Annotated in this window: 22 protein-coding genes; 12 read left to right on the top strand and 10 right to left on the bottom strand. The window is 69.7% G+C overall.

Annotation, left to right across the window (positions count from 1 at the left end; translation table 11 throughout):
- Positions 1–33 precede the first annotated feature (33 nt).
- Both OHT76_RS29735 and glgB read left to right on the top strand, forming a co-directional pair.
- Entirely contained in the window at positions 34–1,449 is a 1,416-nt protein-coding gene (locus OHT76_RS29735; protein WP_328873927.1) for a maltokinase N-terminal cap-like domain-containing protein, read from the top strand.
- Positions 1,446–3,980, top strand: a complete 2,535-nt coding sequence (gene glgB, locus OHT76_RS29730; RefSeq protein WP_328873926.1) for a 1,4-alpha-glucan branching enzyme — start codon at positions 1,446–1,448, stop codon at positions 3,978–3,980. Before OHT76_RS29735 ends, glgB begins: the two co-directional genes overlap by 4 nt.
- Here glgB and OHT76_RS29725 read toward each other — a convergent pair.
- From OHT76_RS29725 to OHT76_RS29710, 4 genes are all read right to left on the bottom strand, one after another.
- Entirely contained in the window at positions 3,977–6,187 is a 2,211-nt protein-coding gene (locus OHT76_RS29725; RefSeq protein WP_328873925.1) for a HelD family protein, read from the bottom strand. The two genes, glgB and OHT76_RS29725, sit on opposite strands and share 4 nt — an antisense overlap.
- Before the next feature lie 169 nt (positions 6,188–6,356).
- Positions 6,357–6,671, bottom strand: coding sequence for a thioredoxin family protein (locus tag OHT76_RS29720; RefSeq protein ID WP_328873924.1), 315 nt, complete (start codon positions 6,669–6,671; stop codon positions 6,357–6,359).
- 5 nt (positions 6,672–6,676) lie between these two features.
- Positions 6,677–7,048, bottom strand: coding sequence for a MerR family transcriptional regulator (locus OHT76_RS29715; protein ID WP_328873923.1), 372 nt, complete (start codon positions 7,046–7,048; stop codon positions 6,677–6,679).
- A 29-nt stretch (positions 7,049–7,077) separates the two neighbouring features.
- Complete coding sequence (locus tag OHT76_RS29710; protein ID WP_328873922.1) at positions 7,078–7,587, bottom strand: Lrp/AsnC family transcriptional regulator; 510 nt, start codon at positions 7,585–7,587, stop codon at positions 7,078–7,080.
- A 45-nt stretch (positions 7,588–7,632) separates the two neighbouring features.
- Here OHT76_RS29710 and OHT76_RS29705 point away from each other — a divergent pair, with 45 nt between their 5' ends.
- Positions 7,633–8,538, top strand: coding sequence for an NAD-dependent epimerase/dehydratase family protein (locus tag OHT76_RS29705; RefSeq protein ID WP_443049851.1), 906 nt, complete (start codon positions 7,633–7,635; stop codon positions 8,536–8,538).
- Between the two features lies 1 nt (position 8,539).
- On the top strand, positions 8,540–9,439 hold the full coding sequence (locus OHT76_RS29700) for an aldo/keto reductase (RefSeq protein ID WP_328873920.1): 900 nt from the start codon (positions 8,540–8,542) through the stop codon (positions 9,437–9,439).
- On the opposite strand, the gene OHT76_RS29695 is transcribed toward OHT76_RS29700, so the two are convergent.
- The 3 genes from OHT76_RS29695 to OHT76_RS29685 form a co-directional block, all read right to left on the bottom strand.
- The gene (locus OHT76_RS29695) at positions 9,426–10,064 is read right to left on the bottom strand and encodes a TetR/AcrR family transcriptional regulator (protein WP_328873919.1); all 639 of its coding nucleotides are present in this window, start codon (positions 10,062–10,064) and stop codon (positions 9,426–9,428) included. The genes OHT76_RS29700 and OHT76_RS29695 overlap by 14 nt on opposite strands.
- 73 nt (positions 10,065–10,137) lie before the next feature.
- Positions 10,138–11,649: an ATP-binding protein gene (locus tag OHT76_RS29690; protein WP_328873918.1), complete on the bottom strand. Its 1,512-nt coding sequence runs from the start codon at positions 11,647–11,649 to the stop codon at positions 10,138–10,140.
- Between the two features lie 233 nt (positions 11,650–11,882).
- Positions 11,883–12,500: a maleylpyruvate isomerase family mycothiol-dependent enzyme gene (locus OHT76_RS29685; RefSeq protein ID WP_328873917.1), complete on the bottom strand. Its 618-nt coding sequence runs from the start codon at positions 12,498–12,500 to the stop codon at positions 11,883–11,885.
- Positions 12,501–12,580: 80 nt separating this feature from the next.
- On the opposite strand from OHT76_RS29685, the gene OHT76_RS29680 reads away from it, so the two are divergent.
- Positions 12,581–13,063, top strand: a complete 483-nt coding sequence (locus OHT76_RS29680) for a MarR family winged helix-turn-helix transcriptional regulator (protein WP_328873916.1) — start codon at positions 12,581–12,583, stop codon at positions 13,061–13,063.
- Between the two features lie 27 nt (positions 13,064–13,090).
- Here OHT76_RS29680 and OHT76_RS29675 read toward each other — a convergent pair whose 3' ends face one another.
- Positions 13,091–14,500, bottom strand: a complete 1,410-nt coding sequence (locus OHT76_RS29675; RefSeq protein ID WP_328876652.1) for a cation:dicarboxylate symporter family transporter — start codon at positions 14,498–14,500, stop codon at positions 13,091–13,093.
- A gap of 121 nt (positions 14,501–14,621) precedes the next feature.
- On the opposite strand from OHT76_RS29675, the gene OHT76_RS29670 reads away from it, so the two are divergent.
- The gene (locus OHT76_RS29670; protein ID WP_328873915.1) at positions 14,622–16,298 is read left to right on the top strand and encodes a sensor histidine kinase; all 1,677 of its coding nucleotides are present in this window, start codon (positions 14,622–14,624) and stop codon (positions 16,296–16,298) included.
- Positions 16,295–16,987: a response regulator gene (locus OHT76_RS29665; RefSeq protein ID WP_328873914.1), complete on the top strand. Its 693-nt coding sequence runs from the start codon at positions 16,295–16,297 to the stop codon at positions 16,985–16,987. The genes OHT76_RS29670 and OHT76_RS29665 overlap by 4 nt, the downstream gene beginning before the upstream one ends.
- Here the strand turns inward: OHT76_RS29665 and OHT76_RS29660 are convergent.
- Positions 16,980–17,513 carry a hypothetical protein gene (locus OHT76_RS29660; protein ID WP_328873913.1) on the bottom strand — a complete coding sequence of 178 codons (534 nt, stop codon included), beginning with the start codon at positions 17,511–17,513 and terminating at the stop codon, positions 16,980–16,982. The two genes, OHT76_RS29665 and OHT76_RS29660, sit on opposite strands and share 8 nt — an antisense overlap.
- Before the next feature lie 46 nt (positions 17,514–17,559).
- Here OHT76_RS29660 and OHT76_RS29655 point away from each other — a divergent pair, with 46 nt between their 5' ends.
- The 5 genes from OHT76_RS29655 to OHT76_RS29635 all read left to right on the top strand — a co-directional run bounded on the left by OHT76_RS29655 (position 17,560) and on the right by OHT76_RS29635 (position 23,617).
- Positions 17,560–18,414: a 5'-methylthioadenosine/S-adenosylhomocysteine nucleosidase family protein gene (locus OHT76_RS29655; RefSeq protein ID WP_328873912.1), complete on the top strand. Its 855-nt coding sequence runs from the start codon at positions 17,560–17,562 to the stop codon at positions 18,412–18,414.
- 124 nt (positions 18,415–18,538) lie between these two features.
- Complete coding sequence (locus OHT76_RS29650; protein WP_328873911.1) at positions 18,539–20,467, top strand: ATP-binding protein; 1,929 nt, start codon at positions 18,539–18,541, stop codon at positions 20,465–20,467.
- Positions 20,468–20,545: 78 nt separating this feature from the next.
- Entirely contained in the window at positions 20,546–21,919 is a 1,374-nt protein-coding gene (locus tag OHT76_RS29645; RefSeq protein ID WP_328873910.1) for an extracellular solute-binding protein, read from the top strand.
- Positions 21,920–21,929: 10 nt separating this feature from the next.
- Positions 21,930–22,784 carry a carbohydrate ABC transporter permease gene (locus OHT76_RS29640; RefSeq protein WP_328873909.1) on the top strand — a complete coding sequence of 285 codons (855 nt, stop codon included), beginning with the start codon at positions 21,930–21,932 and terminating at the stop codon, positions 22,782–22,784.
- A 5-nt stretch (positions 22,785–22,789) separates the two neighbouring features.
- Positions 22,790–23,617, top strand: a complete 828-nt coding sequence (locus OHT76_RS29635) for a carbohydrate ABC transporter permease (protein ID WP_328873908.1) — start codon at positions 22,790–22,792, stop codon at positions 23,615–23,617.
- Here the strand turns inward: OHT76_RS29635 and OHT76_RS29630 are convergent.
- The gene (locus OHT76_RS29630; protein ID WP_328873907.1) at positions 23,607–25,682 is read right to left on the bottom strand and encodes an ATP-binding protein; all 2,076 of its coding nucleotides are present in this window, start codon (positions 25,680–25,682) and stop codon (positions 23,607–23,609) included. The genes OHT76_RS29635 and OHT76_RS29630 overlap by 11 nt on opposite strands.
- Between the last annotated feature and the right edge of the window lie 31 nt (positions 25,683–25,713).

Here is a 25,713-nt window from a genome sequence, read left to right as displayed (position 1 = left end):
ACCCCGACCACCCCGGGGAAAGGACGCGACGTCATGTCGGAAGCCGTCACCCGTACCCTCACTTCAACCCCGGGTTTCCTGGCGTCCCTGGATCCCCTGTTGCGGGAGTGGCTGCCGCGGCAGCGATGGTTCGCCGGGAAAGGCCGTCCGGTCACCGGATTCTCACTGGTCGCCGCCACTGAACTCCTTCCCGTCGAGGGCAAGTTGGGCCTCTACCACCTGCTCGTCCGTGCTCATCAGTCCCCCCTGCCCGGCGACTGCTACCAGCTCCTCATAGGCGTGCGCGAGGCGCTGCCGCCCCGGCTCGCGCCCGCGCTGATCGGACACGTGGACCAGGGCCCGCTCACCGGACGCACGGTGTACGAGGCCCTGTACGACCTCCGGCCCGCCGAACTGCTCCTGGAGGCGCTGCGCACCCGGGCCCGCATCGGCGGGCTGCGCTTCGAACGGGAGCCCGACCAGGAGATCCGCTCGGGCCTGGTACCCCGGGTGATGACCGCCGAGCAGTCCAACTCGTCGATTGTCTACGGCGATACGTTCATCCTGAAGCTGTTGCGCCGGGTCGTGCCCGGCGTCAATCCCGACCTGGAGCTGCCGCTGGCGCTGGCCCGCGAGGGCTGCCCGCGGGTACCGGCGCCGACGGCGTGGATCCGCGCCGAGCAGGCCGGGGAGCCGTATGTCCTCGGGGTGCTCCAGCCCTTTGTGCAGGGCGCCTCGGACGGCTGGGAGCTGGCACTGAGCGAGCTGGCCAAGGGCGAGGACTTCGCCATGGAGGCAAGGGCGCTCGGGCGGGCCACCGCCGAGGTGCACACCGCGCTGGCCCGCGCACTGCCGACGGTCACCCTCGGCCATGCCCAGCTGGAGCTGATGGTCGGCGGCATGGTGGAGCGGCTCGATGCCGCCACGCAGTCGGTGCCCGCGCTCAGGCCGTACGCGCCCGGGCTGCGGTCCGCCTTCGAGGCGCTGGGCACGCTGGCGGCCGAGGGCCGCACCTGGACCGCCCAACGCGTCCACGGCGATCTCCATCTGGGCCAGTGCCTGCGCTCGCCCGCCGGTCAGTGGTGGCTGATCGACTTCGAGGGCGAACCGGCGAAGCCGCTGGCCGAACGGCGGATGCCGCAGCCGTTGTTGCGGGACATCGCCGGGATGCTGCGCTCCTTCGACTACGCGGCACACTCGGCCGAACCGCCGATACCGGGCTGGGCCGAGACCTGCCGGGCCGCGTACTGCTCCGGATACGCCGAGGTCTCCGGCGTCGATCCCCGTACCGACCCCGTGCTGTTGCGGGCGTGCGAGACCGACAAAGCGATCTACGAGGTCGTCTACGAGGCCCGCCACCGCCCCGACTGGCTGCCGGTCCCGCTGTCCGCCGTGCGCCGGCTGGCCGTGGACGGCGACACCTCCCCCTCTCTTTCCCCGTCACCCCCGCCGAGGAGGCTCCACCCGTGACCCCCCGCCCCCCGTCCTCCGGTCCGGATCCGCAACAGTCGGCCGAGCAGACGGCCGAGGAGAAGAGCGTCGCGAAGAAGGCGCCGAAAAAGGTGACCAAGGAAGCGGTGAAGAAGGCCGCCACGAAGAAGACTTCCGCCAAGAAGGCGGTGGCGAAGAAGGCGGTGGCGAAGAAGGCGGTGGCGACGAAGGCCGTGGCCAAGAAGGCGACCGGCAAGAAAGTCGCTGCGAAGAAGGCCGCCGCAAAGAAGGCCCCGGCTTCGGCCAAGAAGGCCACCACTGCCAAGAAGACCACCGCCAAGAAGACCGTGAAGTCACCGCCCCCGGCGCCCGTGGAGATCGCCGTCTCCCCCGCCGTGGACGCGGACGACCGCGCCCGTCTCCTCGCCGGCACCCACCACGACCCGCACTCCGTGCTCGGCGCGCATCCCGTGCCCGGCGGTGTGGCCTTCCGGACCTTCCGGCCGTACGCCCTTTCCGTGACCGTGCTCGCCGGAGAGCTGCGGGCCGAGCTGCACGACGACGGTGAGGGCTTCTTCTCGGGGCTGCTGCCGCTGCGGGACGTGCCGGAGTACCGGATTCTCGTGGCGTACGAGGGTGCGGAGCTGGAGACCGAGGACCCGTACCGCTTCCTGCCCGCGCTGGGCGATCTGGATCTGCATCTGCTCGGCGAGGGCCGGCATGAGCAGTTGTGGACGGCGCTCGGTGCCGAGCCGATGACCCACCAGGGCGTGGCCGGCACCCGGTTCACGGTGTGGGCGCCGAACGCGCGCGGGGTGCGTCTGGCAGGGACCTTCAACTTCTGGGACGGCACCGGATATCCGATGCGGTCACTGGGGGGGACCGGGGTGTGGGAGCTGTTCGTCCCGGCCATAGGCGAGGGCGAGCTGTACAAGTTCGAGATCACCCGGCCCGACGGTTCCCGCACCCTGCGCGCCGACCCGCTGGCCCGCCGTACCGAGGAACCGCCCAACACCTCGTCGATCGTGCATGCCTCGCACCACGAGTGGCACGACGAGGAGTGGCTGGAGCGGCGCGGGCGGGTACCGGCACACGAGGGGGCCTTCTCCGTCTACGAGGTCCATCTGCCGTCCTGGCGCCCGGGACTGACGTACCGCCAGCTGGCCGAGCAACTCCCTGCCTACGTCAAGGACCTGGGCTTCACGCATGTGGAGCTGATGCCGGTCGCCGAGCATCCCTTCGGTGGTTCCTGGGGCTATCAGGTCACGGGTTTCTACGCACCCACGGCCCGACTCGGCACGCCAGACGACTTCAAGTTCCTGGTGGACGCCCTGCACCAGGCGGGCATCGGCGTGCTGATGGACTGGGTGCCGGCGCACTTCCCGCGCGACGACTGGGCGTTGGCGGAGTTCGACGGGCGTCCGCTCTACGAGCACGAGGACCCGCTGCGCTCGGCGCATCCCGACTGGGGCACGCTGGAGTTCGACTTCGGGCGGCGCGAGGTGCGGAACTTCCTTGTCGCGAACGCCGTGTACTGGTGCGAGGAGTTCCATATCGACGGGCTGCGGGTCGACGCGGTCGCCTCGATGCTGTACCTGGACTACTCGCGTGAGCCGGGGCAGTGGATCCCGAATGTGCACGGCGGCCGGGAGAACCTGGACGCGGTGGCGTTTCTCCAGGAGATGAACGCCACGGTGTACCGGCGGGTGCCGGGTGTGGTGACGATCGCGGAGGAGTCCACCGCCTGGGACGGCGTCACGCGCGCCACCCACCACATGGGCCCCGGCGGCTTCGGAGGCCTGGGTTTCGGCCTGAAGTGGAACATGGGCTGGATGCACGACTCGCTGGGCTATGTGTCCCATGAGCCGATCCATCGCAAGTACCACCACCACGAGATGACCTTCTCGATGGTGTACGCCTACAGCGAGAACTACGTCCTGCCGATCTCCCACGACGAGGTCGTGCACGGCAAGGGATCGCTGGTGTCGAAGATGCCGGGCGACTGGTGGCAGCAGCGCGCGAACCACCGGGCGTACCTGGGCTTCATGTGGGCCCATCCAGGCAAGCAACTCCTCTTTATGGGGCAGGAGTTCGCCCAGGGGGCGGAGTGGTCGGAGGCGCACGGCCCGGACTGGTGGCTGCTGGATCCGGCGTACGGGGCGGAGGCCGACCATCGGGGTGTCCGGGACCTGGTCCGGGACCTGAACGTCGTGTACCGACACACACCGGCCCTGTGGCAGCGGGACACCGACCCGGAAGGCTTCCAGTGGGTGGTCGGTGACGCGGCGGAGGACAACGTCTTCGCCTTCCTCCGCTACGACACGGACGGTGTCCCCCTGCTGTCGGTGTCCAACTTCTCCCCGGTGGTACGGCACGACTACCGCCTGGGCGTGCCCGAGGACATCCCGGCCTGGCACGAGACGCTGAACACGGACGGCGCCAAGTACGGCGGCAGCGACGTCACCAACCCCGACCCGCTCAAGCCGGAACCCCAGGGACGGCACGGGCGGCCGGCCAGCGTCCGCCTCACCCTGCCGCCCCTGGCCACGGTCTGGCTGCGCCCCGCCTAGCCCAGCCCCTTCGGCAGCGGGCCCGTGTGCAGCACCCCCAGCCTCTGCGTCGCCCGGGTCAGGGCGACGTAGAGGTCGCTGGTGCCGTAGCGGCCGGGTTCCACGACCAGTACCGAGTCGAACTCCAGGCCCTTGGCCTGCCGTGGGTCCAGGAGGACCACCGTCCGGGTGAGGTCCGGGTCCGCTCCCGCCGTCACTCCGTCCAGGTGGGCGGCGAGGCGGCGGTGGAGGTCGCGGGGGGCGATGATCGCCAGGCGGCCCTCTGTCGGGGTCAGTTCCGCGGCTGCCTTGGCCACCGCTCCCGGGAGGTCGTCCGTCGCGCGGATCCATGGGCGCACGCCCGTCGAGCGCACCGAGCTCGGCGGTTCGAAGGTGGGGTTCTCGGCGCGGACGACCGCCGCCGCGAGGTCCATGATCTCGGCCGGGGTGCGGTAGTTGACGCCCAGGCGGGTGTGCTCCCAGCGGTCCTCCACGTACGGCGCGAGGATCCCCTCCCATGAGCCGACGCCCGCCGCCTCCGCCGTCTGGGCCGGGTCGCCCACCAGGGTCATCGAGCGGGTCGGGCTGCGGCGCATCAGCAGGCGCCACGCCATCGGCGACAGCTCCTGCGCCTCGTCGACGATGATGTGCCCGAACGCCCAGGTGCGGTCGGCCGCCGCGCGCTCGGCGGCGCTGCGGTGGTCGTCCTCCTCCTGCCGCTCGGCGAACCGCTCGGCGTCGATGATGTCGTGCGCGGAGAGAATCTCCGAGTCCTCGTCCTCTTTGTCGTCGAACTCATAGGTGCGCGAGGCGTACGAGACATCCAGCACGCCCTGCGCGTAGGCGATCTGGTTCTCCCGCTCGCGCTCCGCCCGCAGCCGGGCCGCCCGGTCGTCGTCACCGAGCAGTTCGGCCGCCTCGTCGAGCAGCGGTACGTCCGCCACGGTCCAGGTCCGGGTCACCGGGCGGCGGATGGCGGCCGCGTCGGCCTCGGAGACGTACCCCTCCGGCTCGGCGAGGAAGTCGGCGACCAGCCGCTGCGGGGTCAGCACCGGCCACAACTGCTCGATGGCAGAGCGGACTTCGGGGTTCTCGGCGAGCTCGTCACGGATCTGGGTGATGTCGCTCGGGTCGAGCATGTTCGAACCGTCGTAGGGGTCGGTGCCGATGCGTTCGGCGACCATGTCGGTGAGGGTGTTGAGGATGTGGCCCTCGAAGTACTCCCGCGCCGCGTTGTGCGGCAGCCGCGCCGAGCGGGTGCGTTCGCGGGCGACGCTCACCAGGCCGTCGTCGAGCATCAGGATCTCGCGGTCGTGTTCGATCGCGATCACGGGATCGGGCAGCGCCTGCCGGTCGCGTACGACGGCGGCGAGCACCTCCGCCATGTCCGCGCGGCCCTTCACCGCGGCCGCCTCCGGGGTGTCCGTGGCCTTCGCCCGTACGCCGGGGAACAGCTCGCCGACCGTCGCCAGCAGGACGCCCGTCTCGCCGAGGGAGGGCAGCACCTCGCCGATGTAGCCGAGGAAGGCGGGGTTGGGGCCGACGATCAACACGGCCCGCTTGGCGAGCAGTTCCCGGTGTTCGTACAGCAAGTACGCGGCGCGGTGCAGGGCCACCGCCGTCTTGCCGGTGCCGGGGCCGCCCTCGACCACCAGGACTCCGCGGTGCGGGGCGCGGATGATCTCGTCCTGTTCGGCCTGGATGGTCTGCACGATGTCGCCCATGCGGCCGGTGCGCGCGGAGTTGAGGGCGGCGAGCAGCACGGCGTCGCCGCTCGGGTCCTCGTGTCCGGTGCGCTGCTGGTCCCCGAGGTCGAGGATCTCGTCGTGCAGCGCGGTCACCGTACGTCCGCTGGTGCTGATGTGCCGACGCCGGCGCAGGCCCATCGGGGTGTGTCCGGTGGCCAGATAGAAGGGGCGGGCGACCTCGGCCCGCCAGTCGATGAGGATCGGGGTGCGGGCCGCGTCCTCGGTGCGCAGTCCGATCCGGCCGATGTGGTGGCTGACGCCGGAGGCGAGGTCGATCCGGCCGAAGCAGAGCGAGCCGTCGACCGCGTTCAGCGCGGCGAGCAGCCCCGAGCGTTCGGCGACGAGGATGTCCCGCTCCAGGCGTGCCTGCATGGGCGTGTTGCCCTGGGCGAGCGCGTCCTGGACGGAGGTCTCGGTGTCACCGCGCAGCGCGTCCACGCGCGTGTACAGGCCGTCGATGAATTCCTGCTCGCCGCGCATTTCATCGTCCGGAAATTCGCTGTTTGACAATTCCACTCCCGCCCGGATATACTGCGCTTACTCAGCTTCTTCGCGATTCAATTCTCTTGAAGTCGCGAACCATTAAATATACGCAGAGAAATCCCCCGAGCGCAATTACTCGGGGGATTTTCTTTACGTCCGCTCAGGTTCACAGCACGTCGGAGAGCTCCTCCAGAAGCCGCCGCTTGGCCCGCGCCCCGACCATCGCCTTCACCGGCTCACCGCCCTGGAAGACCATGAAGGTCGGCATCGACAGCACCTTGTACGCGTTCGTCGTCTCCGGGTTGGTGTCCACATCCAGCTGGACCACCTTCAGCCGCTCCCCCTCCTCCGCCGCCAGCGCACGCAGCACCGGCGCCATCTGCCGGCACGGCGGGCACCAGTCCGCGGTGAACTCCACCAGCACCGGCAGCTCCGACCCGATGACTTCCGCCTCGAAGTCGGCGTCGGTCACTTCACTCACCACGGCTACCCTCCCAGTTCGCACATCGGATCCTCGGCGAGTGCGAGCCGCACCCCGATCTTCGCCCGCACGGCCTGCAACTCGCCGATCAGCGCGTCGAGTTCGTCCAGCTTGCGCCGGTAGACCGCGAGCGAGGCCGGGCACAGGTCGCCCTCGGGGTGCCCGGCGCGCAGACACTCCACGAACGGCCGGGTCTCCTCCAGGTCGAACCCGAAGTCCTGGAGCGTCCTGATCTGCCGCAGCAGCCTCAGGTCCCGCTCGTCGTACTCCCGATAGCCGTTCGCGTCCCGCCGCGCGGGCAGCAGTCCGCGCGACTCGTAGTACCGAAGCGTCCGGGTCGTCGTCCCGGCCCGCTCGGCCAGCTCGCCGATTCGCATGGATACGAACGTAAGCCTTGACCCCGACGTCAAGGCAACAGCGGTTTGTGCTCCACAGGGGAGGTGAGCACGATCGACGTCGTCGTACGGCCGAGCGCGGAGACCTCTTCGAGGACCTCCTCCAGATGGACCGTGTCCTGGACGGCGACCTTGAGGATCCAGCAGTCCTCGCCGACCACATGGTGCACCTCGGTGATCTCGGGGCGCTCCATGAGCTCCAGGGTCCTCGGGTGCTTCAGGTTGTAGCCGCCGTGCGGATTGACCCGGATGAAGGCCTGGATGCCGTAGCCGAGCCGGGCCGGGACGACCCGGGCGCCGTAGCCGCTGATCACGCCCGCCGACTCCAGTCTGCGCACCCGCTCGGTGACCGCCGCCGGGCTCAGCCGCACCCGGCGCCCCAGCTCGCTGAGCTTGATCCGGCCGTCCGTCTGGAGGAGATCGAGGATCTGCCGGTCGAGCGCATCGAAGGCCACCGAAGTTTCCTCGGCGACGGCGCGCGGACGCCGTGGTTCTTTTGGCGAGGCCGCCTGAACTCCCATGGTTCCCCCTTCAGAACGTGGTGGTGCGCGAAGAGAATTATGGTCATGGAAAAGGCACGAGACGTACTGGTCATCGGGGGCAACCGCTATTTCGGCAAGCGGCTGATCCGGCGGCTGCTGGCGGCCGGTGACCGGGTCACGGTCCTCAATCGCGGCTCCGCCGCACCGCCCGCCGGCGCCCTCCACCTCGTCGCCGACCGCGACGACGAGAACTCCCTGCGGAAGGCGCTCGGTGCGCGGGTGTTCGACGTCGTTGTCGACCAGGTCTGCTACACCCCACGCCAAGCGGCGCTGGCGCGGCGGGTGTTCGAGGGCCGGACGCGGCGCTATGTGATGACGTCGACGGTCGAGGTGTACGAGTACGAGGACTCCCCCACCCCGGTCGCGGAGTCCGCCGTGGACCCGCGCACGGTCGCGGTCGATCCCGAACTCCCCTGGCACGACCAGGAGTTCCTGTCGTCGCACTACGGCGAGGGCAAGCGGCAGGCGGAGGCCGTGTTCGCGGCGGGCTCCGACTTCCCGTACGTCGCCGTGCGCGTCGCCCATGTGCTGGGCGGGGACGACGACTTCACGGGACGGCTCGCTCATTACGCCGAGCGGATCCGCTCGGGCACACCGATCGCCGTCCCGGCGGCGAACCGGCCCGCCACCTACATCCACGTCGAGGAGATCGCCGACTTCCTGGCCTGGGCCGTGGGCGAGGACTTCACCGGGCCGGTGAACGCGGCCTCCGACGGCCTGCTGAGCACCGACGAACTCTGCGAGGCGGTGGCCGCGCAGATCCCCGGCGGCAGCGTGGCGCTGAGGGCCGTCGAGGTCGGCGAGGTCTCGCCGCTCTCCTTCACCCGCTCCTACGGCATGGACAACTCCCGGGCCACCCGGCTCGGCTTCACCTTCGGCGACGTACGGCAGTGGCTGCCGAAGGCGGTCGCCGAGACCTTGGGGGACTGATATGCGGTACCGCAATCTTGGCCAAGTGCGGGTGAGCGCGGTCGGGCTCGGCGCGATGCCGCTGTCCATCGAGGGCCGACCGGACGAAGCGCGGGCCCTGGCCACCGTGCACGCGGCGCTCGACGCGGGCGTGACCCTGCTGGACACGGCGGACTCCTACCACTTGCCCGGCGAGCCGCCCGGCCACAACGAACTCCTGGTCGCCCGGGCGCTCGCCACCTACGGCGGTGGCACGGGGGATGTGCTGGTGGCAACGAAGGGTGGCAGGGGGCGCCCCTCCGACGGGGGTTGGACGGTGAACGGCGACCCTCGATGGCTGAAGGCGGCGGCGGAGGCCTCGCTGAAGCGGCTGGGAGTGGAGGCGATCGGCCTGTACCAGCTTCACAAGCCCGACCCTTCGATCCCCTTCGAGGAGTCGGTGGGCGCGTTGCGCGAGCTGGCCGACGAGGGGAAGATCCGGCTGGTCGGGGTCTCCAATACGGATGTCCGCCAGATCTGGGTGGCCCACGAGATTCTCGGCGACCGGCTGGTCTCGGTGCAGAACCGGTACTCGCCGGCCGTCCGGGACAGTGAGGCCGAGCTGAGGCTCTGCGCGGACCTGGGGCTGGGGTTTCTGCCGTGGAGCCCGCTCGGCGGGATCTCGCGCAGCTCACTGGACGGGCCGTCGAGGATCAAGGGCGGCGGGGCAGGTCCGCTGGAGGCGTTTCACGCGGTGGCGCGGGAGCGGGGCATGAGTGCTCAACGGATATGTCTGGCCTGGCTGTTGGGCTTGTCGCCGACCGTGATCCCGATCCCCGGGGCGAGCCGTCCGGAGACGATCCGGGACTCGGCCGGGGCGGCGGATCTGGTGCTGAGCGGGGAGGAGCGGGCCCGGCTGGACGACGCCGTCAGGAGCCGGTGAGGGCTCGGGTCTCGGCGGCGTACAGCTCGGCCGGGTCGAAGCCCATGCCGGTGAAGTGGCCGGCGAGTTCGAGGGACAGGACGCCGTGCAGACGGGTCCAGAAGACGAGGGCGTGGTGGAGGGCCGCGGGCGGGGCCGAGTGGTCGCCCGCCCAGAGGCGGTGCTCGGCGATATGGGCCCGGAAGGGGTCCGCTGTCTCTGCGGCTCCCGCGGCTTCGCAGGCGTCGAGGAGTACGGCCATGACCTCGGAGGCGATCAGGGTGGTGTCGGGCGGCGCCTGATAGCCGGGGACGGGGGTGCCGAACACGAGGAAGTACCGCTGGGGGTCGTCGAGGGCCCAGCGGCGCATGGTCCGGGCGAGGTCACCGAGGCTCGCCCCGGCCTTGGCGGCGGTCTGGAAACGGTCGGCGAGGCTGCGGTACGCGTCCCTGATGAGCTCGGTGATCAGCTCGTCGCGGTTGGCGAAGTACCGGTACAGGGCGGGGCCGCTCATGCCCATCTGCTTGGCGATGGCATTGAGCGACAGGGCGGAGGCCCCGGCACCGGCGATCTGCTCCCAGGCGCGGGTCTTGATCTCGTCCCGGACCTGGGCGCGGTAGCGCTCGCGGGGGGTCTGGGGGGGCATGGGTGCCTCCTGCCGGTGGGGATATAGCGTCAAGGGTTCGTTAGACGCTATCACCGCTGTCGGCGGGAGGGTGCTACGGCGCCAGGCCGGGCGTCGGGCCCGGGCCGCGGTAGTCCGGGTGGAGGGGGCCGGGGAGGGCCGACACCGTGCGGAACTCCGAGTCCCGCTCCTCGTCCTCCTCCTCACCCTGCACCCCGAGGAGCTTGCGGGTCAGTGCATCCCGGTCCGAGAGGAGTTCGTCCAGGGCGGCGCGGATGTCGGACGGGCGGGTGCGGTCGGATTCGCTCTCCGCCGCGATCAGTACGGCTCGGCGGACCAGCTCCTTGGTGAAGGAGGCGGTCGTGCCTTCGGTACGGGTCACCACCTCCTCGGTGATGTCCTCGCCGAGGCCGAGTGCGGCACCGTACAGGCCGAGGAGGCGGGCGCGGCCCTCCGCGTCCGGGAGGGGGATCTCGACCGCCAGGTCCACACGGCCGGGGCGCTGGACCAGGGCCGGTTCGAGGAGGTCGGCGCGATTGGTGGTGAGCAGGAAGGCGACGTCGGCGTCGTCGCCCAGGCCGTCCATCTCGTTGAGGACCTGGAAGAGCAGGGGCTGGTCGCCGCCTGCGTAGTCGCGGGCCTCGGCGATCAGGTCGCAGTCCTCCAGGACGACCAGTGCGGGCTGGAGCATCCGCGCCAGCGAGCAGGCCGGGCCGATCGCCGAGATGCTGGTGCCGGCGAGGACCACGACCGTGAACTGCGGGAGGTGGGAGAGGAGATAGCGGATCGTGTGGGTCTTGCCGGTGCCGGGCGGGCCGTAGAGGAGGAGTCCGCGGCGCAGGTGCTGGCCGGCGGCGCGGAGTTGGTCGCGGCGGCGGGCCACGCCCACGACCTGGCGCTCGACGCGGTCCAGGAGGCCGGTGGGGAGCACGATGTCGTCGCGGGTGAGGGCGGGGCGGCGGTGGAAACGGAAGGGGCCCAGGCCGTGGTGGAACTCCGAGCCCTCGAAGGAGAGGACCTGGCCGCGGAAGATGTTGTGTTCGTGTACCAGGCGGTCGATGTCGGCGAGGAAGCGGTCGGCGAAGGCGGTGTCGGCGGCGAGGACTTCGAGTTCGACCTTGTTGCGGCCGTACTCGTCCTGGGGGCCGCGCAGGAGGACGGCGAAGCGGTCTTCCTTGTCGGTGCCGAGGTAGAAGCCACAGGAGACGCAGGCGAGTTCCTCGTCGGCGGAGACGGGGAGGCTGGCGTAGGCGACCGCGCCGATGGTGAAGCGGTCGTAGCGGTCGGCTGCTTCGAGGATGTCGCCGAGGGTGAGGTCGCCGTGGTGCTGTGAGCCCCTGAGGCCGATGAGGTCGTGGGTGCGGCCGTCTTGGGCGAACCAGCGTTCCAGGGCGAGGTGGACGTTGGGGAGGTCGTACGGGGCGTAGGCGGCCTTGACCACGGGGCGGTCCGTGGGGGTGGCGCCGAGGTGTTCGCGGAGGCGCTTGCTGAGGTTGCGGGACGGGTCGTGGGGGTCTTGGCGGCCGGGGTGGGCCACGGCGGTGAGGAAGTCGTAGAACAGTTCGCTGACTCGGTCGAGGTCGATGGGCTGTTCCGACTCGCTCATGCGGGTGCCTCCGGCGGATGGGCCGAATTGTGCGGAGGTGTTCAGGGTGGGGCTCGACTCCGGCGGCGGTCAAAGGATTTCCTTCGCCCCCGCCGCCCCTACCCGTCCCTCCCCCAGAGGGGGGACCCCCACTGGGGGCTGCGCCCCCAGACCCCCGCTGTCGGCCCTGAACGGGCCTCGTCCTCAAACGCCGGACAGTCTGGACCTCCTAACGCCGGATGGGCCGGAACGCCTCACATTCCCCCGCGAGCCGGGCGGTCTTGGCGGCCCGTCAGCAGCATCAGCAAGTCCGCCATCGGCGCCCGGACCTCCTCGCCGTTCCCCCTCGTCCACTCGATGTCCGTCGCCACCAGCCTCGCCTGCGGAAGCGGCCACGGACGTGGCGGGAAGCGCATCGTCCAGACCCTGTCCGCCGCGTCCCGGGCCGCCGCCACCGGCATCTCGCGTCGGTGGCCCAGGGCCAGGGCGATGTCCTGGCCGTGGACCAGGATGTCGAGGAGGGGTTCTCGGGGTGTGGTCGTGGGGGCCAGGCGGCGGTTGCCGATGATGGCTCGGAGGTTCTTCACGATCCCGGCCGTGGGCAACCGCGCTTCGCGTACCGCCGTGTCGTGGATCAGGCGGTTCATGTCGCCCCTCGCCCGGATCCAGTCGCGCACCAGGTCGCCGTACGAGAAGCGGGGCGCCAGGGTCAGATGGGCCGCCACATCGCGTACCCGCCAGTCGCCGCAGGCCGTCGGGGTTTCCCACTGCTCCGGGGTCAGACTCTCCAGGAGGTCCGCCAGGCTCGCCCGTTCCTCGTCGACGATCCGCCAGCGCTCGTCGGTCCCCAGCACCACACCCACGGGAATCACCGCCCACTCAAGTGGTAAGCTTCTCTGACTAAATTAGTCAGAGAGCCTGACTAGTGTCAAGGTGGAACCCAGGAGGCGTCGTGGACAGTGAGCTCAACACCGGCGTACTGCTGTTCCTCCCTTACCGCGCCCTGGAGAACCGCGTCTTCGCCGCCCTCGCCGAGGCCGGTTTCGACGACTTCACGCCGGCCCAGGCCCGTGTCATGCAGCGCATCGGACCCGATGGCACGCGGCTCACCGAGCTCGCGGAACAGGCGCAGATCACCAAGCAGACGGCGGGGTTTCTCGTCGATCAGCTGGAGAAGGCCGGGTATGTCACGCGCGTGCCGGACCCCACTGACAAGCGGGCCCGGCTGGTGCTCGGCGCGGAGAAGGCCTGGGCGGCCAAGGAGGTCGCCGACGCCGTCGTAGCCGAAGTGGAGCGGGAATGGGAGGAGCACCTCGGCAAGCGGCGGATGAAGCAGCTGCGCGAGGCGCTCACGCTCCTCCGGGAGATCACCGACCCGTGGGCCCCGGAAGAAGCAAAGAAGCCGAGCGGTCAGGCCAACGGGGGGAGTGCCTGACCGCTCGGGGTTCTGGGGGAAGTGGTGCTATGCCTTCGCCAGTTCCTTTTCGCCGCCCTGTTCGGGGACCTCGACGGGCGTCTCGTCCGCGGGGCCGTCGTCGAGCAGGGTCTTCTCGTCGAAGGGGATCTGGCCGGCCAGCACCTGGTCGACCCGGCCGCGGTCGATCTCCTTCGTCCATGTGCCGATCAGGACCGTCGCCACCGCGTTGCCCGCGAAGTTCGTCAGGGCGCGGGCCTCGCTCATGAAGCGGTCGATGCCGACGATGAGGCCGATGCCGTCCACCAGGGCGGGCTTGTGCGACTGGAGGCCGCCCGCGAGGGTGGCAAGGCCCGCACCGGTGACACCCGCCGCGCCCTTCGAGGCGACCAGCAGGAACAGCAGCAGCGGGATCTGCTCACCGATAGACATCGGCGTACCCATGGCATCGGCGATGAACAGAGACGCCATGGTCATGTAGATCATCGTGCCGTCGAGGTTGAAGGAGTACCCCGTCGGCACCGTGATGCCGACCACCGGCTTGCTGACCCCGAGGTGCTCCATCTTCGCGATGAGCCGCGGCAGCGCGGACTCGGACGAGGACGTCGACAGGATCAGCAGGAATTCACGGCCCAGGTACTTGAAGAGCGTGAAGATGTTCATCCCCGCGACGACCCGCAGCAGGGCGGCGAGCACGATGAAGACGAAGAGGAAGCAGGTGGTGTAGAAGCCGAGCATCAGCACGGCCAGGCTCTTCAGGGCGTCGACGCCCGCCGAACCGGTGACCGCCGCGATGGCACCGAAGGCACCGATCGGCGCGGCCCACATGACCATCGCGAGGATGCGGAAGACCAGCCGCTGGATGTGCTCGACCCCGCGCAGGATCGGCTGTCCGGCCGGGCCCATCGCCTGCAGCGCGAACCCGGCGAGCAGCGCGACCAGCAGGGTCTGGAGGACCTCGCCGCCGGTGAAGGCGGAGACGATCGTGGTCGGGATGATGCCGAGCAGGAACTCGGTGGTGTCCTTCGCCTCGGCGTCGACCTGGGCGTGGCCCGCGTCCTTGACCGCGTCGGTCACCGCGAGGCCGGTGCCCGGCTCCAGGATGTTGCCGACGACCAGGCCGATGCCCAGCGCGACCAGCGACATGATCGTGAAGTAGACCAGCGCGATACCGCCGACGGCGCCGACCTTCGCGGCCTTGCGGACCGAGCCGATGCCGAGAACGATCGTGCAGAAGATGATCGGCGAGATCATCATCTTGATCAGGTTCACGAACCCGGTGCCGATCGGCTTCAGCTCCACCGCGAAGTCGGGTGCGACCAGACCGACGGTGATGCCCAGGGCGACCGCGACGATCACCGCGATATAGAGATAGTGCGTGCGGTCCCGCTTGACTGCGGGGGCCGTATCGGGGGTACTGGCGGCCACGGCTGCCCTCCTTGACGTCTTCGTCGGCATCACCGGCGTGCGGCTCACGTCCGGGGGATTTGAGGAATGCCGTGACTATCTCCCGCCCTGTGAGGGCGGTCACCCTTCCGTTCATTTAGTTCACGCTTAACCGGGGAGGCACACTGACGACATGCGCTTCCCCGTCCCCCGACCCCGCAGCCTGGCCGGCCAGCTCTTCGCCATGCAGGCCGTGCTGATAGCGGTGCTCGTCGCCGGGTACGCGCTGTTCAGCTACGTCAGCGACCGCAGCCAGGCCGAGGACGCGGCCGGCCGACAGGCGCTGGCCGTGGCCCGCTCGGTCGCCGACTCCCCCTCGGTACGCGAGGCGATCCGCACCGACGACCCGTCCTCCTCCCTCCAGCCGTACGCCCTCCATGTCCAGCAGGACACCGGGGTCGACTTCGTCACGATCATGGACACGAAGGGCATCCGCTGGACCCACCCCAACCCCGACGAGATCGGCCAGCGCTTCATCGGCCATATCGAGGACGCGCTGAAGGGCGGCTCCTTCACCGAGACGTACACCGGCACCCTCGGTCCCTCCGTCCGCGCGGTCACACCCATCTGGGACGGCGGGAGGATCGTCGGCCTGGTCAGCGCGGGCATCAAGGTCGAGGAGATCAGCAAGCGGGTCCAGGACCAGCTCACGGCGCTGATCGGCGTGGCGGGCGGGGCGCTCGCGCTCGGGGCGGTGGGGACGTACGTCATCAACGCCCGCCTGCGCCGGCACACCCATGGCATGAACGCGGCCGAGCTCAGCCGTATGCACGACTACCACCAGGCCGCGCTGCACGCCGTGCGCGAGGGCCTGCTGATGCTCGACGGCCAGTTCCGGGTGGCGCTGATCAACGACGGCGGCCGGGAGCTGCTGGGCGTGTCGGAGGAGGCGGTCGGCACCTCGGTCGCCGACCTCCGGCTGCCGCCGTCACTGACGGGTGCGCTGCTGGCGTCGGAGCCGAGGGTGGACGAGGTGCAGCTGACGGCGGACCGGGTGCTGGTGGTCAACACCTCCCCGGTGTCGGGCGGGGAGCGCCGGGGCACGGTCGTCACCCTGCGTGACGTCACCGAACTCCAGTCCCTGATGGGCGAGTTGGATTCCGAGCGGGGCTTCACACAGGCGCTGCGCTCGCAGGCGCACGAGGCGGCCAATCGATTGCATACGGTCGTGTCGCTGATCGAGCTGGGGCGGGCCGAGGAGGCGGTGGAGTTCGCCACGGCCGAGCTCGAGCTGGCGCAGGCGCTGACCGATCAGGTGGTGGCTGCGGTGAGCGAGCCGGTGCTGGCCGCCCTGCTGCTGGGGAAGACGGCGCAGGCGAACGAGCGGGGTGTGGAGCTGGTGGTGTCGGAGGACAGCCGGCTGGACGACGGGCTGCTGCCGTCCTCCCTGCCCGCCCGGGACCTGGTGACCATCCTCGGCAACCTGATCGACAACGCGGTGGACGCGGCGCAGGGCAGTGTGCGGGCGCGGGTGACGGTGACGGCGTACACGCAGGCGTCGGATCTGGTGCTGAGGGTGTCGGACACGGGGGCGGGCGTGGATCCCGCGCATGCCGAGGTGGTGTTCGAGCGGGGCTTCTCGACGAAGCCGGCGGGGCCAGGGGGGCGGGGGCTGGGGCTGGCGCTGGCGCGGCAGGCGGTGAGTCGGCATGAGGGGACGCTGACGGTGACCGGGGCGGCCGGGGGTGGGGCGGAGTTCGAGGTGCGGTTGCCGCTGAGGGGTTCCGTGCCGCGTGAGGGCGTGATTTCTGAGGGCGTGGTTTCTGAGGGCGTAGTTTCTGGGGGCTCAGTCTCTGGAGGCGACGTATGACCACCGAACAGCCGATCCGTGTCCTGGTCGTGGAGGACGATCCCGTCGCCGCGGACGCGCATGTCATGTACGTCAACCGGGTCCCCGGTTTCACGGCGGTCGGCAAGGCGCACACGGGTGCGGAGGCGCGCCGCGCGCTGGACCGTACGCCGGTGGACCTGCTCCTGCTGGACCTCCACCTCCCGGACGTCCACGGCCTGCAACTCGCCCGCTCTCTTCGCGCATTGGGCCATCACGCGGATGTGATCGCGGTGACGTCGGCGCGGGATCTGGCAGTGGTGCGGGAGGGTGTGTCGCTGGGTGTGGTCCAGTACGTCCTGAAGCCGTTCACCTTCGCGACCCTGCGGGACCGGCTCGTGCGGTACGCCGAGTTCCACGCGGCGGCGGGCGAGGCGAGCGGTCAGGACGAGGTCGACCGGGCGCTGGCGACGCTACGGGCGCCGGGTCCGGCGGCGCTGCCGAAGGGGTTGAGCGCGCCGACGCTGGAGCGGGTGACGGTGGCGCTGCGGGACTGCGCGGAGGGACTGACCGCGACGGGCGTGGCGGAGGCGGTGGGGATCTCGCGGATCACGGCGCGGCGGTATCTGGAACATCTGGTGGTTGCGGGGCGGGCGGCGCGCAGTCCGCAGTACGGGACGGTGGGGCGGCCGGAGTTGCAGTATCGGTGGGTGAGCGGGTCCCCTAGCTGAATGGCCTTGCGTAGACGATGACTTGGGCCGCGAGCCCGATGAGGCCGATGGCTTCGAAGACGGAGACGACGAGCAGTCCGGTGGAGGTCTGTCCGGCACCCCAATACACGACTAGCCCGGCGAGCGGCACGACAGCGAAGGCCAGCAGGTCGATGGCGCACTGGACGGCTTTGCGGATGCGGCGGCGGGCGTCGGTGCGATGGGCGGTCTCCCAGCCGAACGCCCGCTCGGCCTCGGCGAGTTGAGCAAGGCGCGGCCCGAGGTCCTCGCGTATGTACTTCCCGATCGCGGAGATCTTCTCGTCGTTGACGAGGTAGGTCCAGCCGAGGACCACACAGACGGGCGGGATGGCCAGCAGCATGGCGGACTGCTCGGCCTGCGCGGCGGCGGCGATGACTGCGGCGACCACGGTGAGGGTGACGTAGAGCAGGTTGTCGCGGAAGCCGATCCGGGTCTTCTGCTCGTCCTTGACGGTCTGGTACTCGGCGAGGAGCAGTTGGCCGATGGTGACGTCTGATTCCGCCACGGACGTTCCTTCCCCCGGTGATGGTGCTTGGCAGTACCTTAAATGCGTGCCGCAGACTTCACCGACTGTTGTCGTCCTTACCGCGCTGGCTGTCGAGTACGACGCCGTGCGCGCCCATCTCGGCGAGGATGTTGAGGAGTTGGTCCATGAGGACGGGACGCGCGTCGAATGCGGTCGCCTCGCTGACACGGACTGGACAGTGGCTGTCGCCTGGCTGGGCGAGGGCGCGCTGAACGCCTCCGCGCTCACGATGCAGATCGTCTCCTGGCTCCGTCCGGAGGCACTGCTGTTCGTCGGCGTCGCCGGCAGTCTGAAGAAGGACGTGCAGCTCGGTGACGTGGTCGTCGGAACCAAGGTGTACGCCGTCCAGGGCGGCAAGGTGACCGACCAGGGCTTCCAGGGTCGGCCCCAGGTCTGGCCCGGCTCGCACCGGCTGATACAGGCGGCGGGTTCCGCACTCCGGGGCCTGAACGGGGTGCGGGGGCACCTCAAGCCCATCGCCTGTGGGGACGTCGTCCTGACCGACGACGGGTCGGCCTTCGCCGCATACATCAGGCAGCACTTCAACGACGCGAACGCCATCGAGATGGAGGGCTCCGGAGCGGCCCACGCGGCGCATCTGAGTGGGCAGTTGGACGCGTTGGTGATCCGTGGGATCAGCGATCGGGCGAACGCCGACAAGTCGAAGGCGGATGCGGGCGGCTCCCAGCAGCGGGCGGCCGAGCAGGCGGCGCTGGTGGCGATGGCGCTGCTGCGGAAGCATCGGCCGCGGGGCACCCGTTCCTCCGAGTCGCCCTCCGGCTCCAAGGAGGGGCCCCAATACGGCGGCGATCACATCGACTTCCGGGGCGGGGTCTTCAACGGGCCCGTTATCGGCAAGCGGGTCGACCGGGAGCGGTAGGGGGACGGTCCATGGGCCGGTGCCTCGGGCTACGGCGACTTTGCCGCCGCGGCCGTTGGGGTTCACGGGGCGGGCTTCCGAACTGGAGCGGTTGCTGACGCAGCTTGCGCCGGGGGCCGATGGCATGGCGGTGCTCATCTTCGCCGTGACCGGCATGGGCGGGATCGGGAAGACGGCGCTGGCTGTGGAGGCGGCGCATCGGGCTTGCGGGGAGGGATGGTTCCCCGGCGGGACGCTGTTCGTGGATCTTCGGGGGTACGACGAGAATCCGGTCACGGCGGATCAGGCTGTGTTGGCGTTGCTGGATGCGTTGGGGGTGCGGGGGCCTGACCTGCCGTCGACGGTGGCGCGGCAGTACGACGCCTACCGTGGCATCCTCGCCGGGCGGCAGGAACGGACGCTGCTGATCCTTGACAACGCCTCGGATCCGGGGCAGTTCCTGGATCTGTTGCCGGGGTCGGACCGGCATCGGGTGCTGATCACTTCGCGGGATCGGCCGGACGCGCTTCCGGTACGTCTGATCGACCTTGAGACGCTGACACCGGAGGACTCCGTCGCTCTCGTGACCCGCGCCCTCCGTGATACCGACGAGCGTGACGATCGCCCGGCACGGGAAGCCGACGCGATACGCGAACTCGCCTTTCTTTGCGGGCACTTGCCGCTCGCCCTGCGGATCGCCGCCGCGATGCTGAGCAGGCGTCGGCCCCGTGAGATCGCCTCGCTGGTGAACGAGATCAAGGAGGCCGGCGATCCGACTGTCGTGCTCGACAAAGGCAGCAGAGGCACGGACCAGTACGGACGTTCCCTCACCCTTCGTCCGGTCCTGCAGACCTCGTACCACCGACTGCCGTCGGACCAGGCTCGGTTGCTGCGACTGCTGGCCCTCGCTCCCGGGGCCGACACGAGCACGGAGGCCGTGGCCGCGCTGACCGACCTGGGCGTGGATGCCGCCATGGTGCTGCTGGAGGATCTCGCCGCCGCCAGTCTGGTGACGCCGGTGTCGGCAGGTGGGGAAGTCCGGTGGCGGTTGCACGACCTGGTGCGGGCGTTCGGGGTGGGCGTGGTGGCCGGGGATGCGGTTTCGCGGGAGGAAGGAGCGGCTGCCCAGGAGCGACTGCTCTGGTTCTACTGGCGGTGGGCCGATGCGGCGGATGACCGGTTGCGGTGGCTGCCGGGAATGGCGGAGCCGGAGCGGTTCGCCGACCGGGCACAGGCGCTGGCGTGGCTGGACAGGGAGCGGGCAGGCCTGGTGGCGGCGGTGCAATGGGCGAGCGACGAGCGGTACAGGCAGAGGGCGGTGTGGTTGGCCCTGCACCTGGATGAGTACCTGCGCTGGCGTCGGTACTTCGACGACGCTGTGACCGTCGCGCGCACCGCGCGGGACGCCGCCCACCGCGCGCAGGACCCCCAAGCCGAGGCCGCCGCGTGGACCTGCCTCGGCAGCGCCCTGGACGATGCCGGCCGAGTCGAGGAGGCGCTCGACGCCTACATCCGCGCCCGCGACCTGCACCAGACCGCTGGGGACCGCTATGACACGGCCATGGCATGGAACAACCTCGGCATCGCGCTGCGGAAGGCGGGCCAGGTGGAGGAGGCGATCGACGCCCACACCCGCGCCCGCGACCTGTACCAGGCTGCTGGGCTCCACCACCGCGAGGGAGCGGCGTGGAACAACCTCGGCATCGCCCTGCGGGAGGCCGGCCGGGTGGAGGAGGCAATCGACGCCCACATCCGCGACCGTGACATGTGCCAGGCCACCGGGGACCGTCATGGCGAGGGAAAGGCGTGGCACAACCTGGGTGCCTCCCTACGGGCCTCCGACCGGGCGGCGGAGGCGATCGAGGCATACGCCAAGGCGCTCGAGATCTATCAGGAGTTCGAGGACTGGTTCTGGGCAGGCCACGCTTTCGTAGGCCTGGCGTCGGTCCACTACTCCAGCGACCGCCTCCCCGAAGCCCGCGCTCGCTACCTCCAAGCCGCCGAAGCCTTCACCCGAGCCAACGCCCCCACCGAAGCCGCCAACGCCCAATCCGCCGCAGACACATTGACCTGACTAGACCACTCCACCTACGTTCACCGGGCAGCAACCCCCGCGCCACAACGTCGTGAGCCCGCAGGAGGTCATGCCGTCATGCCCGTGCGCCCCACCGCCGCCCGAATAACCATCGTCCTCACCCTCGCCGCCGCAACGGCCCTCACCGCCTGCGGATCAGGCTCCGGAGACGACCCGGACACCGTGAAGGTCTCCTTCAAGCAGTCCACGGACAACAACATCAAGGTGATGGACAACTTCCTCGCGGACATCAAGGAGGAGTTCGAGAAGAAGTACCCCGGCAAGAAGGTCGAGTTCATCCCGATCAAGGCCCCGGACTCGGAGTACTACACCAAGCTCCAGCAGATGCTCCGCTCCCCCAAGACCGCCCCGGACCTGGTCTACGAGGACACCTTCCTCATCAACTCCGACATCACCAGCGGCTACTTGAAGCCCCTCGACGACTACCTCGCCAACTGGCCGGACTGGAATCAGTTCATCGACACGGCGAAGGAGGCGGCGAAGGGCGAGAACGGCAAGACGTACGGCGTCCCGGACGGCACCGACACCCGCGGTCTCTGGTACGACAAGGCCATCTTCAAGAAGGCCGGCCTCCCCGCCACTTGGCAGCCGAAGACCTGGGACGACGTCCTGGACGCGGCCCGCACGATCAAGGAGAAGGTGCCGGACGTCACGCCCCTGAACGTCTACACGGGCAAGCCCGCGGGCGAGGCGGCCACCATGCAGGGCTTCGAAATGCTCCTGTACGGCACCAACGACGGCAAGACGGACCCGCTCTACGACTCCTCGTCGAAGAAGTGGATCGCCGGAAGCCAGGGCTTCAGGGACGCCCTCACCTTCGTGGAGACGGTCTACAAGGAGAAGCTCGGCCCCGACGTCTCCGACGCCCTCGACCCCAACTTCGGCACCCGGGTCCGGGGCGAACTCCTCCCCCAGGGCAAGCTCGGTATCGACCTCGACGGCTCCTGGCTCCCGCAGGACTGGCTGGAGGGCAGCGGCCACGAATGGCCTCAGTGGTCGCAGAAGCTCGGCCTCGCCGCCATGCCGACCCAGCACGGCCAGGCCCCCGGCAAGGTGAGCATGTCCGGCGGCTGGACGTGGGCGATCCCCGACAAGGCGGCCAACCCCGACCTGGCCTTCGACTTCATCAAGACGATGCAGACCAAGGCGAACGCCCAGAAGTGGTACGTCGCCAACTCCGGCATCGCGGTCCGCGAGGACGTCGCGAACGACCCCGCGTACGCCGAGGCCCAGCCCGGCATCAAGTTCTTCACGGACCTGGTCGCGAGCACGCACTACCGGCCCGCGTACCCGGCGTACCCGAAGGTCTCCACGGCCATCCAGGAGGCGATGGAGGGCGTGACGACGGGCGACGCGTCGGTGGAGGAGGCGGCGAAGAACTACGACGAGGAGCTGAAGACCGCGACCGACGACCAGGTGATCGAGAAGTGAGCCCCCGCGCATGAGGACGATCATCCGCGTCCTCCCCGTCACCCCGGCCGTCGTCCTCCTGCTGCTCTTCCTCGCAGGACCGATCGCCTACTGCGCCTATATCGCCTTCACCGACCTCCAACTCACCGGCCAGGCCGAGGAGTCGTTCATCGGCTTCGAGAACTTCCGTACGGCGTTCGGGGACGAGGCGTTCCTGAACGCCGTATGGCTGACGCTCGTCTTCACGGTCGTATCGGCCCTGATCGGCCAGAACACTCTGGGCCTGGCGCTCGCGGCCCTGATGCAACGAGCGTCGAAGCCGGTCCGCACGCTGACGGGCGGGATCGTCATCGCGGCGTGGGTGCTCCCGGAGGTGGTGGCGGGTTTCCTGCTCTACGCCTTCTTCCGCCGCGAAGGAACCCTGAACGCCATTCTGGACTGGCTCCATCTCCCGTCCCAGAACTGGTTGTTCACGCTCCCGATCCTGGCGGTGTCGTTCGCGAATGTGTGGCGGGGTACGGCCTTCTCGATGCTGGTGTATTCGGCGGCCCTGAATGAAATCCCGAAGGAAATCACGGAGGCGGCGGAAGTGGACGGCGCGGGCGGCTGGCGCCGTATGTGGCACATCACGCTCCCGATGATCCGCCGCTCCATCGGCACGAACCTGATGCTGATCACCCTCCAGACCCTGTCCGTCTTCGGCCTGATCTGGGTGATGACGAGAGGCGGCCCGGGTGGGAAGAGCCAGACCCTCCCCCTCTTCATGTACGAGGAGGCATTCCAGAAGAGCATGATCGGCTACGGCACGGCGGTGGCGCTGCTGTTGTTGGTGGTGGGTTCACTGTTCTCGGCGGTGTATCTGCGGCTGCTACGGACGGAGGTGTAAGGCCCTTGCGATCCCGCAGAACGACTCGCCGCCTGGCCGCCGACGCGGGTCTGTTGGCTGTGGCGGCTGCCTTCGCACTCCCGCTGGCCTGGGTGATCCTGTCCTCCCTGGACCGGGACGCGGACCTCACGGTGAAGGTCCCGGACGGCGTGACGTGGGACAACTTCGACGCGGTGCTGACGGAGGACATCACCTTCACACCGCTGCTGAACAGTCTGCTGCTGTGCGGGGGCGGCACGCTTCTGACGGTGGTGTGCGCGGCGCTGGCGGCGTACCCGCTCTCCCGCTTCCGGTCCCGACTGAACCGCCCGTTCATGCTGTCGGTCCTCTTCGCGACGTGCCTGCCGATCACTGCGGTGATGGTCCCGGTGTATGCGCTCTTCGTCCAGGTGAATCTGATCGACACGATGCAGGGCACGATCTTCTTCTTCGCCGCGTCTCAATTGCCGTTCGCCATCTGGCTGATGAAGAACTTCATGGACGGTGTGCCGAAGGAACTGGAGGAGGCGGCCTGGACGGACGGGGCGTCGTCGTTCCAGTCGCTGCTGCGGATCGTGCTGCCGCTGATGGGGCCCGGGGTGGCGGTGGTGACGGTGTTCTCGTTCGTGATGATGTGGGGGAACTTCTTCGTCCCGTTCATGCTGCTGCTCACGCCGGATCAGATGCCTGCGGCGGTGAGCATCAATGAGTTCTTCGGAAATCGGGGGACGGTGGTTTATGGGCAGTTGGCCGCGTTCTCGGTCATCTATTCCACGCCGGTGATTTTGCTTTATGTGGTGGTGGCGAGGCGGTTGGGTGGAGGGTTCGCCTTGGGTGGGGCGGTCAAGGGGTGAATGCGTCGGCTTGGGCGCGGGCGTGGGCGGCCTCGGTGAGGGCGTTCGCCTGGGTGTAGGCGTCGGCGGCCTGAACGAAGCAGGCGTGGGCCTCCGCGGGACGGTCGGAGGTCCGGTGGGCGACTGCCAGATTCTGGAACGCCGTGCCTGCCAGGTACCAGGCCTCGATCGTCTCGTAGATGCCCAGGGCCTTCTCGTGCGCCTCGATCGCCTCCTCCACCTGGCCCTCCTTCCGTAGGGCGAGGCCGAGGTTGTTCCACGCCGTGCCCTCGCGATGGATGTCCCCAAGGTCCTGGTACAGGCCGCGGGCACGGATGTGGGCGTCGATCGCCTCCTCCGTACGGCCCGCCTCCCCCAGGGCGAGACCGAGGTTGTTCCACGCCATCGCCTCGCCGTGGCGGTCCTCGGCCAGCTGGCACAGGTCGCGGGCTCGGATGTGGGCGTCGATCGCCTCCTCCGTACGGCCCGCCTCATCCAGGGCGAGACCCAGGTTGTTCCACGCCACGGCCTCACCGAGTTGGGACCCCTCGAGCCGGCCCAGATCGCGGGCTCGGATGTGGGCGTCGACGGCCTCGCCTGTCCTGCCCAAGCCGACCAGGGCGTTGCCGAGATCGCCCCACGCGCCGGCCTCGGCGTCGCGGTCCCCGGAACGGTGAGCAGCCTCCTGCGCGGCACGCGCCACAGTCATCCAGTCACCGAAGTACCGCCGCCAGAGCATGTACTCCGCCAGGCATCGCGCCAGCCACACCGCAGCCCGTGTGTGCCGGTCCTCACTCGCCCACTGGACCGCCGCCACCAGCCCGGCCCGCTCCCCGTCCAGCCACGCCAGCGCCTGGGCACGGTCCACGAACCGCTCCGGCTCCGGCATTCCCGGGAGCCACCGCAACCAGTCGTCCGCCGCTTCGGCCCACTGCCGGTAGAACTCCAGCAGCCGCTCCCGCGCCGCCTCCCCCTCCTCTCCCGCGAGCCCCACGCCGAACGCCCGCACCAGGTCATGCATCCCCCACCGCCCCCGCGCGCTCCCCCGCTCAATGAGATGCGCATGCGCAAGGGCGTTGAACTCACGAACCGGCGGACTCTCCGTCCCCACCAGAACCGCCGCCATTTCCGTACTCACATCAGCCCCCGGCGCCACAGCCATGAGCCGCAACAGCCGCGCCTGCTCCTCCGTGAGCCGCCGATACGACAACTCAAAAGCGGCTCGCACACTCCGCTCACCGTCATCGAGATAGGCAAGCCGATCCCGCAACCCGCCCAATTCCTCGGCCAGTTCAGCGACCGGCTTCTCCGGGTCCAGCACCAGCAGCGCCGCCGCGATCTGCAAGGCGAGCGGCAGATGCCCACACCGCTCGGCCACCTCCTGCACCGCCTCCGCCTCCTGTGCCGCGCGGCTGTCCGCCGGGTCGGCGACGCGCAGGGCACGGTCGAGAAGGTCGTACGCCTCCTGCGGCGAGAGCTCACCCAACGGCAGTAGCCGCGCCCCGAGTTGAGGCAACTTCGTCCGCGAGGTCACGAGCAGCCGCTGCCGCCGGTCCCCCGGCAGCAGCCTCCGCACCTGATCCGACGACGACGCATTGTCGGCCAGCACCAGCACCGCGCCCCGCTCCGCGAGCATCGACCGATACAGCGCCGCCCGCTCATCGGCCCGCACCGGGATGTGCTCCGGCTCCACACCGAGCGCCCGCAGCAGCGCCTCCAGCGCCTGTTCCCCCGTGACGGGGTCATCGTCGTACCCATGGAGATCGAGGAAGAGCACCCCGCCCGGGAACCAGCCCTTCCCGCAAGCCTCGTGAGCGGCCTCGACCGCCAGCGCGGTCTTGCCGATGCCCCCGAGCCCGGACACGGCCGCGACGAGTACCGCCTCTCCCTCGCCCGCCGGATCGAGGGACCGCAGCAGCTCGCCGAGTTCGTCACCCCGCCCGGTGAACCCCGCAGCCCTCGCGGGCAAGGCGCTCAAGGCCGTAGGCGCAGCCGCCTGCTGATAGAAGTTCCCCTTACCGACGACGGGCCCCTTGAACGCCCCGCCCCGAAAGTCGAGGTGATCCTCGCCGTACTCGTCGCTCATAGCCCCGCTCCCAGCCCCCACGTCCCAACAA

It is taken from the genome of Streptomyces sp. NBC_00287, assembly GCF_036173105.1.
GTDB lineage: Bacteria > Actinomycetota > Actinomycetes > Streptomycetales > Streptomycetaceae > Streptomyces.
Note: the sequence above shows the minus strand (reverse complement) of the source record. Positions and strands in the feature narration are given on the sequence as shown.